We start from the raw sequence: 15,482 nt of genomic DNA on the forward strand, positions 1-15,482 counted from the left end.
AGCGCATCCGCCAAAACGGGCATTTGAATATTTACACCACGGTAACAGGAACGACATATGCAGTTTGACTGGAGTGCCATCTGGCCCGCCATCCCGCTTTTGATTGAAGGCGCCAAAATGACCCTGTGGATCTCTGTCCTCGGTCTGGCTGGCGGTCTGATAATCGGACTTGCAGCAGGGTTTGCGCGCACTTTCGGCGGTTGGATCGCCAACCACGTAGCGCTGGTGTTTATCGAAGTCATTCGCGGTACGCCAATCGTTGTGCAGGTAATGTTTATTTACTTCGCTCTGCCAATGGCATTTAACGATTTACGTATTGACCCCTTTAGCGCCGCCGTTGTCACCATCATGATCAACTCCGGGGCCTATATTGCGGAAATCACCCGCGGTGCGGTGCTCTCAATCCATAAAGGGTTCAGCGAAGCCGGTTTGGCGCTTGGACTTTCACGCACAGAGACTATCCGCCACGTTATTTTACCTCTCGCGCTGCGTCGTATGCTGCCGCCGCTGGGCAACCAGTGGATCATCAGCATTAAAGATACCTCGCTGTTTATTGTCATTGGCGTCGCTGAACTGACCCGTCAGGGCCAGGAAATCATTGCCGGTAACTTCCGCGCACTGGAAATCTGGAGCGCCGTTGCGGTGTTCTATCTGATCATTACGCTGGTGCTGAGCTTCATTCTGCGTCGTCTGGAAAGAAGGATGAAAATCCTGTGATTGAATTTAAAAACGTTTCTAAGCACTTTGGTCCAACCCAGGTGCTGCACAATATTGACCTGAACATTCAGCAGGGTGAAGTAGTGGTGATTATCGGGCCGTCAGGATCCGGTAAATCTACCCTGCTGCGCTGCATTAACAAACTGGAAGAGATAACCTCCGGCGATCTGATCGTCGATGGTCTGAAAGTAAACGATCCGAAGGTAGACGAGCGCTTAATCCGCCAGGAAGCCGGGATGGTGTTTCAGCAGTTCTACCTGTTCCCACATCTGACGGCGCTGGAAAACGTCATGTTCGGACCGCAGCGCGTACGCGGGGCGAATAAAGAACAGGCCGAGAAACTGGCGAAAGAGCTGCTGGCGAAAGTGGGTCTGGCCGAACGTGCGCATCACTACCCTTCCGAACTGTCCGGTGGTCAACAACAGCGTGTGGCTATCGCCCGTGCGCTGGCGGTGAAACCGAAAATGATGCTGTTTGATGAGCCAACCTCAGCACTCGACCCGGAACTGCGCCATGAAGTTCTGAAAGTTATGCAAGACCTGGCGGAAGAAGGGATGACCATGGTGATTGTGACCCACGAAATTGGCTTTGCCGAAAAAGTGGCCTCTCGCCTGATTTTCATTGATAAGGGACGTATTGCCGAAGACGGTAATCCGCAGGCCCTGATTGAAAATCCGCCCAGCCAACGCTTACAGGAATTCTTGCAGCACGTTTCCTGATAGCTCAACCTCCCTTCGCCCGAAGGGAGGTTTTTCACCAGAATCCTCTCATTTCAATTCCCTCCCGCCCTGACATCTATACTTATCCTTTTGCATTTATTTTCTCATGGGAGGAGTCATGCGCTGGATCCTGTTCATCTTTGTTTGTCTGTTGAGTCTTCCGGCCCAGGCAGTGACGATACCTGGCGTCACCACGCCAACGTCAACCAACGCACAAACCGCCCCGGCAAAAGAGCCGGATGTTGAACAGAAGAAAGCGGCCTACGGCGCACTGGCTGATGTGCTGGAAAATGACACCTCGCGGAAGGAACTGATCGATCAGTTACGCAAAGTGGCAACTGCCCCCCCTGCCGAGCCGGTGCCAACCATTGTCCCACCCACGTTAACGGAAGAAAAAACGGTGCTGGAAAACGTCACGGACGTCACCCGGCACTACGGTGAGGCGCTCTCCAGCCGCTTTGCTCAGCTTTATCGCAATATTACCGATGCACCGCACAAGACCTTTAACCCGCAAACGTTCACTAATGCCCTGACTCATTTTTTAATGCTGGCGGCGTCAGTGTTCGGTTTTTTCTGGCTGATTCGCCTGTGCGCGCTGCCGCTGTATCGCAAAATGGGGCAATGGGCGCGGCGCAAAAACCGCGAACGCAGCAACTGGCTGCAGCTTCCGGCGATGATCGTTGGCGCATTCATTATTGATTTGCTTCTGCTGGCGCTGACATTGTTTGTCGGGCAGATACTGAGCGACAGAATGAACGCTGGCAGTCGCACCATCGCCTTTCAGCAAAGCCTGTTTCTCAATGCCTTCGCCCTGATTGAGTTCTTCAAAGCCATTCTGCGTCTGATATTTTGCCCAATGGTGGCCGAACTGCGCCCGTTTAATATTCAGGATGCCGGTGCGCGCTACTGGAATCGACGTTTGAGTTCATTAAGCAGTTTGATTGGTTACGGACTGATCGTTGCCGTTCCCATTATCTCCAATCAGGTCAACGTGCAGGTCGGCGCGATGGCCAACGTCATCATCATGCTGTGTATCACGCTATGGGCGCTGTACCTGATTTTCAGAAACAAGAAAGAGATAACGCAACATTTACAGAATCTGGCGGAAAGATCGTTAGCTTTTTTCAGCCTGTTTATCCGCGCCTTTGCGCTGGTATGGCACTGGCTGGCCAGCGCCTATTTCATTGTGCTGTTTTTCTTTTCGCTGTTTGATCCGGGCAACAGCCTGAAATTCATGATGGGTGCTACGCTGCGCAGCCTGGTAATCATTGGCATTGCCGCCTTTGTTTCCGGCATGTTTTCCCGCTGGATAGCCAAAACTATTACCCTTTCACCTCACACCCAGCGCAGCTATCCGGAACTACAAAAGCGGCTGAATGGCTGGCTGTCGACGGCGTTAAGCGTGGCCAGGATCCTGACGGTGTGCGTTGCGGTGATGCTGCTACTGAATGCCTGGGGACTGTTCGACTTCTGGAACTGGCTGCATTACGGCGCAGGAGAAAAAACGGTGGATATTCTGATCCGTATCGCGCTGATTTTATTCTTCTCCGCCATCGGTTGGACGATCCTTGCCAGCCTGATTGAAAATCGTCTGGCTTCCGATATTCACGGCCGTCCGCTCCCCAGCGCTCGTACACGCACCCTGTTGACGCTGTTTCGCAACGCTCTGGCGGTAATCATCAGCACGATCACCATCATGATTGTGCTGTCGGAAATTGGCGTCAATATCGCCCCCTTACTGGCCGGGGCCGGTGCGCTGGGGCTGGCTATCTCTTTCGGCTCGCAAACGCTGGTAAAAGATATTATTACCGGGATTTTTATTCAGTTTGAAAATGGCATGAACACCGGCGATCTGGTGACCATAGGTCCACTCACCGGTACGGTTGAACGGATGTCCATCCGTTCTGTGGGCGTGCGTCAGGACACCGGGGCATACCATATCATTCCCTGGTCATCGATAACGACCTTCGCCAACTTTGTGCGTGGAATTGGATCTGTCGTCGCCAATTACGACGTAGACCGTCATGAGGATGCGGATAAAGCGAATCAGGCGTTGAAAGACGCGGTTGCTGCGGTGATGGAAAAAGATGATATTCGCGGGCTGATTATCGGCGAGCCGTCGTTTGCCGGGATTGTAGGATTAACCAATACGGCATTCACGCTACGGGTCTCGTTTACCACCTTGCCGCTGAAGCAGTGGACGGTACGTTTCGCGCTCGACAGCCAAGTGAAGAAATACTTCGATCTGGCCAACATACGCGCCCCGGTACAGACGTATCAAGTGTTGCCTGCACCAGGGAATGGCCCAGCGCCGGCGGCAAGCGAACCGCTACCGCCAACCGAGCCAACGCTTTAACGTTTACGCGCCATAAAACGACGACGCTGATCGTTATCCATAAAGGTCCAGGCAATGAAGCGGCTCTGCTTTTGCCCCTGGGCCATCTCTTTCTTAACCACTTTCACCGCACCCGCATCCGTTAACGCGTGATACAGTGGAGGCAAGTTCTCACCGCGCGAAACCAGCGTGGTAAACCACATCACCTGACGGCCAAAGGCCTGGCTTTCGGCAATCATTTTTTTGATGAACGCCACTTCGCCGCCTTCACACCACAGCTCCTGCTGTTGTCCGCCAAAGTTCAGCGCATCATCTTTGTCCTGGCCCAGATTACGGCGTTTGCGTTCGCTTCCGGCGCGGGCTGAGGCCGCAGAATCATGGAATGGCGGGTTACACAATGTGGCTTCATACTGCTCATTTTTGTGAATGATGCCGTTGAAGATTGCCGTTGCATCTTTCTGGCGACGCAGACGAATAGCGCGGGTTAACCCCGGATTGGCGTTGACGATCGCCTGAGCGCTGTTAAACGCTTCGCTACTGGTCTCACTGCCGGTGAATCGCCAGCCGTACTCATGTACGCCGATCAGCGGATAAATACAGTTTGCCCCTACTCCCACGTCCAGCACGCTCGCATTTGCCGGAATGGTTCCACTGGTTTCACCCAACAGGTCAGCCAAATGGTGAATGTAGTCAGCACGACCAGGCACCGGCGGACACAGAAAACCGTCTGGAATATCCCAGTTTTTCACCGCATAAAAATGCGCCAGCAGTGCTTTATTGAGCGCCTTTACTGCCTGCGGATTCGCGAAATCAACACTCTGCTCGCCGCCGGGCGTGAGGGTGAGAAATTGCGTCAGCTCGGGCGTAACCTGGCATAAAGTCGCAAGATCATAACGGCCATTGTGGCGGTTGCGTGGGTGTAATCCCGGTTTCTGGGCGGACATAGCATTCTCCTTTTAACAGCGGCGTAAGATACCCGCATAACGCCACGCGGTAAACACACACAACAAGGAAATTTGATTTTTTACGCCTGTTTGACGCTTTGCGTGTTGTTCAAAAAACAGACAGTTCATCACCAGTTTTTTGCGGTAAATGTCATCCGCTAACGACCTAAACTTATCAGGCACACCTGTTGTTTTTCAGAGGACATCACCATGAAGAAATGCCTCACATTACTTGCCGCTACCGTACTTACCGGCATGACATTTGCCTCCTTTGCAGCACAGCCATACACCAGCCCGGCTACCGGTCAGCTACAAGCTTCCGGAACAGTATCCGCTACCGGCGCCTCTAACCTGAGTGACCTGGAAGACAAGCTGGCAGAGAAAGCGAAAGAGCAAGGGGCAAAAGGCTTTGTCGTTAATTCTGCGGGCGGTAAAAATCAGATGTACGGCACCGCAACCATCTATAAGTAACCCCTTCCTAAGCCCAACTGCATTCATCCCGAATGCAGTTTTCTGTGCGCTGTTCACTTCATTTGCCGCTCAAATTGTAATCAATATGTTGGCATTTTGAATACAATGTAAATAAATGTATTTATTTTTGAAGTAATGAATGCTAAAACGTCGCACTGATTAGCAATGCTTATCAAAATCATTATCAATTACACATTCATTTCCGCGAGGCCTGCAGGGTATAACATCCATAGAGATGTCCCTTCGCGCGAGTGAAATCGTCCACTCCAAAAATAATAAGTCACTCATTAACATGGATAAAAATCGCAACTTGCCGTCCAGTAGCTTCCACTCACTGACTTTTTTTGCCGGTCTGTGCATTGGTCTGTCCCCGATAGCTCAGGCTGTCGCTGCGGGCGACCAGGATAAAAAACAAGAAGACACTTTGGTCGTTGAAGCGGCCAAACCTTCGCTGTACGCCCCAACACAGTCTGCCGACCCTAAATTCTCCCGCCCGGTGGCGGATACAACCCGCACCATAACGGTGATTTCTGAGCAGGTGATTAAGGATCAAGGCGCAACAAATCTGACCGATGCGCTGAAAAACGTCCCGGGCGTTGGCGCATTTTTCGCCGGTGAGAACGGTAACTCCACCACCGGTGACGCGGTTTATATGCGTGGTGCGGATACCTCGAACAGTATTTATATCGACGGTGTACGTGATATTGGCAGCGTCACGCGCGACACCTTCAATACCGAACAGGTGGAAGTGATCAAAGGTCCTTCCGGCACCGACTATGGACGTAGCGCACCGACTGGCTCTATCAATATGATCAGCAAACAGCCGCGCACCGACTCAGGAATCGATGCATCGGCCAGCGTCGGTAGCGCCTGGTTCCGCCGGGGTACGCTGGACATTAACCAGGTCATCGGCGAGACCACCGCCGCACGTTTAAACCTGATGGGTGAAAAAACGCATGATGCCGGTCGCGATAACGTTAAGAATGAACGTTACGGTGTGGCCCCCTCTCTCGCTTTTGGCTTAGGCACTGAGAACCGACTGTACCTGAACTATCTACATGTCACCCAGCACAACACGCCGGATGGCGGCATCCCTACCATCGGCCTGCCGGGATATTCCGCGCCTTCTGCGGGGACTTCTGCACTGAATCAGTCAGGCAAAGTAGATACGCACAATTTCTACGGTACCAACTCAGATTACGACGATTCGACAACCGATACCGCGACGATGCGTTTTGAACATGATCTGAACGACAGCACCACTATTCGCAACACCACCCGCTGGTCGCGCATTAAACAGGATTATCTGATGACGGCGGTGATGGGCGGCGCGTCTAACATCACTCAACCCACCAGCAGTGTCGACACCTGGACCTGGTCACGCCTGGCAAATACCAAAGATGTCAGCAATAAAATCCTGACCAACCAGACCAACCTGACCTCAAAGTTCTACACGGGATCCATCGGTCACGACATCAGCACCGGCGTTGAGCTGACGCGCGAAACACAAACCAACTATGGCGTGGCGCCTATCACCCCACCACCGGTGAATATCTATCACCCCGACAGCAATGTGAATATCGGCGGATTGTCTCGTAACGGCGCCAACGCTAACGGGCAAACAGATACCTTCGGTGTGTACGCTTTTGATACGCTACAAATTACCCGTGAGTTTGAGCTGAACGGTGGTATTCGCCTCGACAATTACCGCACTGAATATGATAGCGCCACCGCTTGCGGCGCTTCCGGCCGCGGCGCAGTCGCGTGCCCGACAGGTGTGGCCAAAGGTTCCCCGGTCACCACTGTGGATACTGCTAAATCAGGCAATCTGGTGAACTGGAAAGCGGGCGCGCTGTATCACCTGACCGATAACGGTAACGTGTACATCAACTATGCCGTTTCTCAGCAACCGCCGGGCGGCAGCAACTTTGCTCTTGCTCAGGGCGGCAGCGGTAACAGTGCGAACCGTACCGATTTCAAACCGCAGAAAGCAAAAACCAGCGAGATCGGCACCAAATGGGAGGTGCTGGATAAGCGCCTGCTGTTAACCGCCGCAATTTTCCGCACGGATATTGAGAATGAAGTTGAGCAGAACGACGACGGTACCTATTCCCAGTACGGAGAGAAACGCGTTGAAGGCTACGAGCTCTCGGTAGCAGGCAACATCACCCCCGCATGGCAGATTATTGGGGGTTACACCCAGCAACGCGCGACCATCCACAGTGGCAAAAACGTTGCTCAGGATGGATCCTCTTCACTGCCATATACACCGGAACATGCGTTCACCCTGTGGAACCAGTATCAGGCTACTGATGATATCTCCGTTGGCGCAGGCGCTCGCTACGTGGGCAGTATGCATCGTGGTTCAGATGGAGCCGTGGGTACGCCATCCTACACCGAAGGTTACTGGGTCGCCGACGCCAAACTGGGTTATCGCGTGAATCGCAATCTCGATTTCCAGTTGAACGTCTATAACCTGTTCGACACCGATTATGTATCCTCCATAAACAAGAGCGGATACCGTTATCATCCGGGCGAGCCAAGAACTTTCCTGCTCACCGCCAATATGCATTTCTGATCCATCGCGTGGGGCGTCAGCCCCACTTTCAGGAGAAACACTGATGATGTACCACATTCCCGGCGTTCTGTCGGCGCAGGATGTAGCCTGGTTTCGCGAACAACTGGACGCTGCCGACTGGGTTGATGGCCGCGCAACCACCGGCGCTCAGGGGGCGCAGGTGAAAAACAACCAGCAGGTGAATACGCAAAGTGAACGCTACAGCGTTTTACAACAGGCGGTACAGACTGCGGTAAATAACAGCGCGCTTTTCTTCGCCGCAGCACTACCAAAAACGCTCTCCACACCGCTGTTTAATCGCTACCAGGACAACGAGACCTACGGTTTTCACGTTGACGGTGCGGTGCGTAGCCATCCGCAAAACGGCTGGATGCGCACAGACCTTTCCGCAACCTTATTCCTGAGTAACCCGGATGATTATGAAGGAGGAGAACTGCTGGTCAATGATACCTACGGCCAGCATGCGGTGAAGCTTCCGGCAGGCGATCTGGTGCTTTATCCTTCCAGCAGCCTGCACTGCGTCACGCCGGTGACTCGTGGGGTTCGCGTGGCATCCTTTATGTGGATACAGTCGATGGTCCGTGACGACAAAAATCGCGCCATGCTTTTTGAGCTGGATAAAAACATTCAGTCTTTAAAGGCTCGTCATGGGGAGAGTAGCGAGATCCTGTCATTACTCAATCTTTACCATAACCTGCTGCGCGAATGGTCTGAAATCTGATACTGCTGGCGCATGGTCGTTTTTCAGCCATCACCTTCGCTATACTTAGTCTGTAGACATCAGCAGGAGGTACACATGGCATCCGGATGGGCAAATGACGACGCAGTTAACCAACAGATCAACAATACTATTGAAGATGCTGTTGCCCGCGCCCGCGGTGAGTTACCGACGGGGGAAAGTCTGTATGAATGCGAAGAATGTGGCAATCCTATCCCTCAGGCCAGACGTGAGGCCGTGCCTGGCGTACGCTTGTGCATCACTTGCCAACAGGATAAAGATTCACATAGTTCATCATTTTCAGGATATAATCGCAGAGGTTCGAAAGACAGCCAGCTACGTTGACTCATCTTTACCTAAAGTTTCAGCGCATACGCTTTCCTTTACGAGCACGCTTTTTTGCACTCTGTGTAGCAAAATGTGCCGTTGTCGTCTTCTCTGTAAATCGCAATGACAAGAACTGTAAATCCCTTACTCGAATTTATTAATATTCAATAAGTTATTTGTCATTCAATTTTTTTGATTGATGTCGTCAATTCTATTCGATTTTCTCTCGCCAAAAAAAACGTGATACTTATCACATCGACGGAACAACGTCTTCTTAACAGAACACTTACTAACAGAACAAACCTGCGAGAGATTAATCATGAAAAACATTAAATATGCTGTTGCTGCTATCGCCCTGTCTACCCTGTCATTTGGCGTTTTCGCTGCCGAGCCGGTTTCCTCCACTCAGGCACAAAGCATGAATAAAATTGGTGTGGTTTCTGCTGATGGCGCCACCACGCTGGATGGCCTGGAAGCAAAACTGGCTGAGAAAGCGGCTGCTGCCGGTGCATCTGGTTACAGCATCACTTCCGCTGTCGGTAAAGACAAAATGAGCGGCACCGCGGTTATCTATAAATAACCGAAAGATTACCTGTACGACCCAATGCTCCAACCCTCATTGACCCTGTTTGTTACCCTTTGTTTGCCCGTCCGCCACTGGACGGGCTTTTTTTTGCCTATTGTTCCAGCCGCTGGCAAAATTCCCGCAACACGGCGTCTGGCATCCCAATTTGCAGTGCCGCGTCACAAATAGCCTGCCAGCTTCCGGCGTCCAACGGAATACCGTGTTCCAGCCGTTCCTCACGCGTATTGACTTCCCACTCCCCTGGCAACAGGATTGGAGCCTCTTCAGCATGCGGAGATGCTTTCACCCATTCAGCAAATGCCGCAACCTGCTTGTCGCAGTCCGGCGCGCCGAACAATTCCGGATTCAGAATAATGGTGGTCATACAGTTAATGATGGCGTCCGCGCTAGTCTGCAGGCTCTCTTCATGTGTGGTTTTACCGCCAGAAAGCGCCCCCCCCATAATTTCGCACATCGCCGCCAGCGCATACCCCTTGTGCTCGGCAAAGGTCAGCAACGACCCCAGCGGAGAAACCTGCATTACCGCAGGATCGGTTGTGGGAGCCCCCTCTGCATCGATCAAGCATCCCGGAGCTACCGGCTCACCCTTGTGCCATGCCACCCTGGTTTTGCCAAACGCGATAGCGCTGGTTGCATAATCCAGCAACAGTGGGAAGGTATTTTTACGCGGGAATACGACACAGAAGGGATTGGTGCCAAAACGGCTATCGCGGCCATGAAACGGCGCGACCATCGGGATCCCTACCACATTCACAAAATGCACCGAAACAAAACCCGCCGCTGCACATTGCTCCGCCCAGTAGCCAATGCGTCCGATATGGTGCGAATTATGTAATGCCACGGCAGCGATTCCGTACTGACGCGCTTTTTCGATTCCAAGCGTGATTGCCTCGTGCGCCGCCACCTGACCAAACGCACAGTCGCCGTCAAGCGTAATCACCGCCCCCGCATCTTTTACCACTTTGGCATGACGGTTGATCTGCAGATGCCCCTGCGAGAATGAGCGAATATAGCTTGGGATCATACCGATACCATGGGAGTCGTGACCGGCGAGGTTAGAGGCTATCAGATGGTCGGCCACCAGCCGCGCCTCCTGATCATTGCTTCCCATCTGATGAAAAACGGCCTGGATAAAGGCGTGCAGCGTTGGCACATGGAAGCGATGTCCACTGTTCATTGTTATCTCCTGTTGTGTCGCGTGTTTGTTGTGTTTCTTATTTTTCAACAAACTATGCTGCGCCACGGCGCTCTGGAGGTCAATAAACGTGCAGAAATTTCACATTGCCGAAAAGAGTAAACCGACAGGCCAGGCAACAGGCCCGTCGGGATAACAAATGGTTTAGAAACTTTGCTCGACGCGGGAAAGTCCTTCAGCCAGTGAGGCGGATTCACCGGTTGCCACCAGGCAGCAGGCCATCTGAATTTTCAACGATGCCGGAACCGGCTCACTGCCAGCCAGACAACGCTCAATCCAGCGCGCGGTGGTTTCCGGATCTTTTGCTACCGGTAGCGGTACCGGCTCGTCAGGCATCTCGCTCTGTCGGTCCTGTAGCACTCGCACACCGGATGAATCTATCAGGCTTATCTGCGGGCAGCGCTGCGGGTTGGCATACACTTCGCCCTCGGTACCATGCATCAACAGGCCACGCCCACCGATATCGCCGAAGAACTTCGCCACGCGCGAGACGTATTCCGGGTGGGACACGCTGGAAAGACGCAGCGCGGCATCTTCGGCAAACGGCGTGGCTAATTTAGCCAGCGTATGCGCACTGTTACGCACGCCCATACGCCAGCGCATCGCCAGTTGTTTCTCCAGCGGAGGACACAGGGTGCTCACCGGGATGAACACCGGCTCATGACCATCCAGCTTTGCCTGCGCCTGCCCGGCATGCAGCGTTGGCGTAATCCCCATCAGTTCGAAAATGGTTTCTGTCAGCACACGGGTTGGATCCTCGCTGACGCCGTGTACCACCACCGGGAAGCCGAGCTTATGCAGTAAAATCGCCAGCAGCGGAGTCAAATTCGCCTGCTTACGCGCACCATTGTAGCTGGGAATGACAATCGGCATAGGTTTGGCTACCGGCGGAGTCAGACGAATGGTGTGGTTTTGCATCGCTTCGTAAAAGCCCAGCATCTCCGCTTCGCCTTCGCCCTTGATACGTAGCGCAATCAGTACCCCGCCCATCTCAAGGTCAGGTACGTCGCCGTTCATCATATGGGTATACAGTCCGCGAGCAGTATCCCTGTCCAGGTCACGCGCGTGATTTTTTCCTCGCCCAATCTCTTTAATGATTTTGCGGTAATCCATCGATAACTCCTTGCCTGTTGCTCGCATCGTTAACGCCGACGACGGCGCGTGGGTTTCGCTTTTTCTTTTGGTTTTACTATAACGTCTGGCACAGCAGGTTGCTCTATCGGAAATATGGGTAACGCGTTCAGTAAACGCTTGCCATAGCTTTTGGTCAATAAACGCTTGTCATAAATAACCACTTCTCCCCAGCAGCCATGGCTACGGATGAGTCGCCCAACCTGCTGGATCAAATTGAACGACGCCGCGGGCAGGCTCTGCACCTCGAAGGGGTAGCGGTTCAGGCTTTTCAACCACTCGCCCTCGGTGATCACAACCGGGCTGTCGATAGGCGGAAAAGCAATTTTGTGAATATGCACCTGGGTCAACAGGTCGCCTTTCAAGTCCAGACCTTCAGCAAAAGATTGCAGCCCAACCAGCACGCTGCGCTCGCCGTTAGTCACCCGCTTGCGGTGCAACTCCACCAGACGATAGCGCGGCTGATCGCCCTGTACCAGCAACAGCAGGCGCAGATCGGTAACGTGCTCAAGAAAACGCTGCATCGCCCGACCGCTGGCAAAGAGTACCAGCATGCCCTGATGCTTTTTACTTTCCAGCTGTTCGCGGAAATAGGCGGCCATTTCCGCAATATGCTGCTCTTCGTTATCAATTAACGGTTCGTAGCGCATCTGCGGAATAACGATTTTGCCCTGTTCAACGTGATTAAACGGTGAATCCAGCGCGACAAACCGGTCCCCTGCTTTTTCCTTCAGACCGCTCATCTCCTGCAAACGCGAGAAGCTGTTGAGCGAGCGCAGCGTGGCGGAAGTGACAATAATATGCGGGACGCTACGCCACAGCAGTCGTTCGAGCTGATCGCTCACGCGGATCCCCACGCAGTGGAACCAGACGTGGATCTGCCCGTCACGCACCTCGCGCGTTGCCCATTTACTCACCGGCGCGCCTGACGACTGCGCGAGCGATGCCAGCCGCCACAATTTGCTTTGTGCCTCAAACATGCCCAGCGCCCGGTTCATCTGCAAAATAACCCGATGCAAACGCACAATATCGTGAGTGCCGGTTTTTTCACTGAGATCGTTGAGGAACAGTTCCGCCAGACCGCGCAGCATTTCTGTTAGCTTCGCCAGACGCTGACAAATCTCCATCACTTCAGCAGGCAATTCGCCCATCGCGAAGCGGTGTTCCGCCTCCTGGGTAGCAGGCATGTACAGATTAAGAATGTTATTGAGCGATGAAATCAGCTCATACAATTCCTCACAGTGACCGTTCAGACGCTCGGCATTCGCCAGCGGCGGCGTAGTTTTTGGCCGAAACTGCTCCAGGCAGGTAGCCACTAATTTGCAAAATAGATCCAACTGCAGCCGATACCAGGGGGCACTGATTTCTGCGCTCATCTCCAGCGCATCGCGCGCGACATCCGGCAAATGGTGGCCTTCATCAAGCACCAACAGCAGATTTTTCGGCTCCGGCAAAACGGCTTCGCTTTCCATGGCCGCCATCACCAGCGCGTGGTTGGCTACCACCACTTCAGCTTCCTGAATCTCCCGGCGGGCGACAAAAAAAGGGCATTCACGATAGTAGTGACAGTTACGATTCAGACAGCTGGCTTTATCGGTACTCAGACGCTGCCAGAGTCCGTCGTCAATGGCGATATCGGTGTGATCGCGCAGCCCGTCCCACTTGTAGCTGTCGAGATCGCCTTTTAGCCTGGCGCAGCGCTTTTGTTCTTCCTGGTTGTTGGGCGTCAGGTCATCGTCGAGAAAAGCCAGCAGATCCTGCTGATTGGGTTCGGTGCTGGCCAGCGCCGCTAAGTTACGCGGGCAGACATAGCGTCCGCGACCAAACGCGGCAGTGAAACGCAGGTCGGGGATAATTTTGCGCAGCAGCGGTAAATCTTTGCTGTAGATCTGGTCCTGCAAAGCGACGTTGGCAGTACTGACCACCAGCGTTTTTTGCTCTTCACGCGCAATGGCAATACCGGGAATCAGATACGACAGGGTTTTCCCCACCCCGGTCGGTGCTTCAATCGCCAGATGCCGCCCTTCTTCCCCGGAAAGCGTTTTCGCGACGTCAGCAATCATCTGCCGCTGCGGCGCACGGGGGATAAAGTCGGGGATCTGTTCCTGAAGCGCCTTGTACCAGGCGGCGATTTGCGCTTTTAGCGCAGCCGTAAGTGCCATGAGAAAACCTGAAATACTGTATAAACAGCCACTATTGTGGCACATTTCAGGCGTTGGATGTACCTTTTTCCCCCATTCTGGAAAGCGCTTCGCGGCTCTGGCTTAAATTGCCGGATGGTGGCTTACACCCTATCCGGCCTACAGTCAGGTGCATTGCAGGCCGAATAAACGTGTCGGTTAATAGTATCCCAGCAGCTTCCACCACAGCATGCCCACGGCAAAAATGATGATCACATTTGCCGTTACCACACAGAGGTTAATTTTGTAAAAGCGCGGTCGTTCAAAATATCCCTGGGCAAAATAAATAGGACCAGGTCCGCCGCCATACTCGGTATTCCCCCACATCAGGTTACTAAAGATGCCGAAGCAAATAGCGACCATCATCGGCGGCGCACCCGCAGCAATCGCCGTGGCCGCGAAAGGAGCATACAGTGCAGCTACGTGTCCGGTAGCCGTAGCAAAGAGATAGTGGACGTAAATGTAAAGGATCCCCAGCACAATAAAGGACTCGATCGCACCAAACCCCTGAATGCCGCTGCCTAACTTTATTGTCATCCATTTAATAAAGCCCAGATCGGCAAGTCCGGTCGCCAGGCTAATAATGACGCTAAACCAGATAACCGTATCCCAGGCTGCATGGTCATTAAGCAGGCTTTTCCAGCTAACGGCCCCCGAGGCAAACAGATAAGCAGCCAGCCCCAGTCCGACAGATGTGGCAGACAATCCAGTAATCAAACTGGTGCCCCAGCCAACCAGCGCCAGCACAAAACCAAACGCGACCTTTTTCTCGTTGCTGCTCATCGAACCGAGCTCACCGAGCGCCTTCTTACCCATCGCTTTTGCCTCTGGTGTACGCTTAAGCTCAGGATCCAATAATTTATAGACCAGTAGCGGCATCAGACAGAAACAAACCATCGCAGGGACCACTGCGGAAATAAACCATTCGCCCCAGGTTATCTCCATGCCCAATGACGATTTCGCCAGGCTCGCTACCAGCGGATTCGCCGCCATCCCGGTGAGAAATATCGCCCCGGTAATCGGCGTAAACTGGAAGCACACCATGGTTAAGAAATCGCCAATGCGTTTGCCTGTTACCCCCGGCGCGGAGCCCAACACATCATTGATGGAACGCGTAATGGGAAAAATTATGCCCCCGGACCGTGCAGTTACTGACGGCATTGCCGGGGCCATAATCAGATCGGAAACCCCCAGTGAGTAAGCAATACCCAGGCTGCTGCCGCCAAAGAGCGATAACATTTTATACGCAATACGTTTCCCCAGGCCTGACGTCACAAACCCCAGAGACAAGACGTAGGCACAGAAAATGAGCCATACCGTACCGGACGCAAACCCTGACAGCGCCTTTGCCTCTGGCAACGTTTTGGTGAAAATAACCACGCAAAGTGCAATTAACATCACCGCCCCCGAAGGGAGCGGCTGAGTAAGAATGGCTGCAATAGTCGCGGCAAATATCGCGAACATATGCCAGGCCTGAGGCGTCAGACCATCAGGAACGGGATAAAACCAAACGATCGCGCCTATCGCCAGCGGTATCAGGAACGACAGAATGGATTTTCCCGTGACAGAATTCGTTGACAT

The 15,482-nt window shown here is 53.2% G+C and carries 13 protein-coding genes; 8 read left to right on the forward strand and 5 right to left on the reverse strand.

The window, feature by feature from the left end; all coding sequences use genetic code 11:
* The first annotated feature begins 57 nt into the window (after positions 1-57).
* The 3 genes from glnP (at position 58) to ybiO (ending at position 3,792) form a co-directional block, all read left to right on the forward strand.
* Complete coding sequence (gene glnP / locus OGY83_RS08865; protein WP_003035248.1) at positions 58-717, forward strand: glutamine ABC transporter permease GlnP; 660 nt, start codon at positions 58-60, stop codon at positions 715-717.
* Complete coding sequence (glnQ, locus tag OGY83_RS08870) at positions 714-1,436, forward strand: glutamine ABC transporter ATP-binding protein GlnQ (RefSeq protein ID WP_003035246.1); 723 nt, start codon at positions 714-716, stop codon at positions 1,434-1,436. Before glnP ends, glnQ begins: the two co-directional genes overlap by 4 nt.
* Positions 1,437-1,554: 118 nt before the next feature.
* On the forward strand, positions 1,555-3,792 hold the full coding sequence (gene ybiO, locus OGY83_RS08875) for a mechanosensitive channel protein (RefSeq protein ID WP_286635714.1): 2,238 nt from the start codon (positions 1,555-1,557) through the stop codon (positions 3,790-3,792).
* Here the strand turns inward: ybiO and rlmF are convergent.
* Positions 3,789-4,715 (reverse strand): 23S rRNA (adenine(1618)-N(6))-methyltransferase RlmF, encoded by a 927-nt coding sequence (gene rlmF, locus OGY83_RS08880; RefSeq protein WP_048226015.1) that lies wholly within the window; start codon positions 4,713-4,715, stop codon positions 3,789-3,791. The two genes, ybiO and rlmF, sit on opposite strands and share 4 nt — an antisense overlap.
* Before the next feature lie 210 nt (positions 4,716-4,925).
* Between rlmF and mcbA the strand changes: the two genes are divergently transcribed.
* The 5 genes from mcbA (at position 4,926) to ybiJ (ending at position 9,389) form a co-directional block, all read left to right on the forward strand.
* Positions 4,926-5,186 (forward strand): DUF1471 family periplasmic protein McbA, encoded by a 261-nt coding sequence (gene mcbA, locus OGY83_RS08885; RefSeq protein WP_003035239.1) that lies wholly within the window; start codon positions 4,926-4,928, stop codon positions 5,184-5,186.
* Between the two features lie 292 nt (positions 5,187-5,478).
* Positions 5,479-7,764: a catecholate siderophore receptor Fiu gene (locus OGY83_RS08890; RefSeq protein WP_286635715.1), complete on the forward strand. Its 2,286-nt coding sequence runs from the start codon at positions 5,479-5,481 to the stop codon at positions 7,762-7,764.
* A 43-nt stretch (positions 7,765-7,807) separates the two neighbouring features.
* Positions 7,808-8,485: a PKHD-type hydroxylase YbiX gene (gene ybiX / locus OGY83_RS08895; protein ID WP_079936842.1), complete on the forward strand. Its 678-nt coding sequence runs from the start codon at positions 7,808-7,810 to the stop codon at positions 8,483-8,485.
* A 75-nt stretch (positions 8,486-8,560) separates the two neighbouring features.
* A complete protein-coding gene (locus OGY83_RS08900) occupies positions 8,561-8,827 on the forward strand; it encodes a DksA/TraR family C4-type zinc finger protein (RefSeq protein WP_123268285.1) in 267 nt (88 codons plus the stop codon).
* Between the two features lie 301 nt (positions 8,828-9,128).
* Positions 9,129-9,389, forward strand: a complete 261-nt coding sequence (ybiJ, locus tag OGY83_RS08905; RefSeq protein ID WP_079936844.1) for a DUF1471 family protein YbiJ — start codon at positions 9,129-9,131, stop codon at positions 9,387-9,389.
* A 97-nt stretch (positions 9,390-9,486) separates the two neighbouring features.
* On the opposite strand, the gene OGY83_RS08910 is transcribed toward ybiJ, so the two are convergent.
* The 4 genes from OGY83_RS08910 to OGY83_RS08925 form a co-directional block, all read right to left on the reverse strand.
* Positions 9,487-10,572, reverse strand: coding sequence for a malate/lactate/ureidoglycolate dehydrogenase (locus OGY83_RS08910; protein ID WP_286635716.1), 1,086 nt, complete (start codon positions 10,570-10,572; stop codon positions 9,487-9,489).
* Positions 10,573-10,734: 162 nt separating this feature from the next.
* On the reverse strand, positions 10,735-11,703 hold the full coding sequence (gene ybiB, locus OGY83_RS08915) for a DNA-binding protein YbiB (RefSeq protein ID WP_286635717.1): 969 nt from the start codon (positions 11,701-11,703) through the stop codon (positions 10,735-10,737).
* Positions 11,704-11,732: 29 nt separating this feature from the next.
* Complete coding sequence (gene dinG / locus OGY83_RS08920; protein ID WP_032942770.1) at positions 11,733-13,883, reverse strand: ATP-dependent DNA helicase DinG; 2,151 nt, start codon at positions 13,881-13,883, stop codon at positions 11,733-11,735.
* Positions 13,884-14,060: 177 nt separating this feature from the next.
* A complete protein-coding gene (locus tag OGY83_RS08925) occupies positions 14,061-15,482 on the reverse strand; it encodes a DASS family sodium-coupled anion symporter (RefSeq protein WP_286635718.1) in 1,422 nt (473 codons plus the stop codon).

Source organism: Citrobacter sp. Cpo090, from assembly GCF_030332665.1.
Classification (GTDB): domain Bacteria; phylum Pseudomonadota; class Gammaproteobacteria; order Enterobacterales; family Enterobacteriaceae; genus Citrobacter; species Citrobacter portucalensis.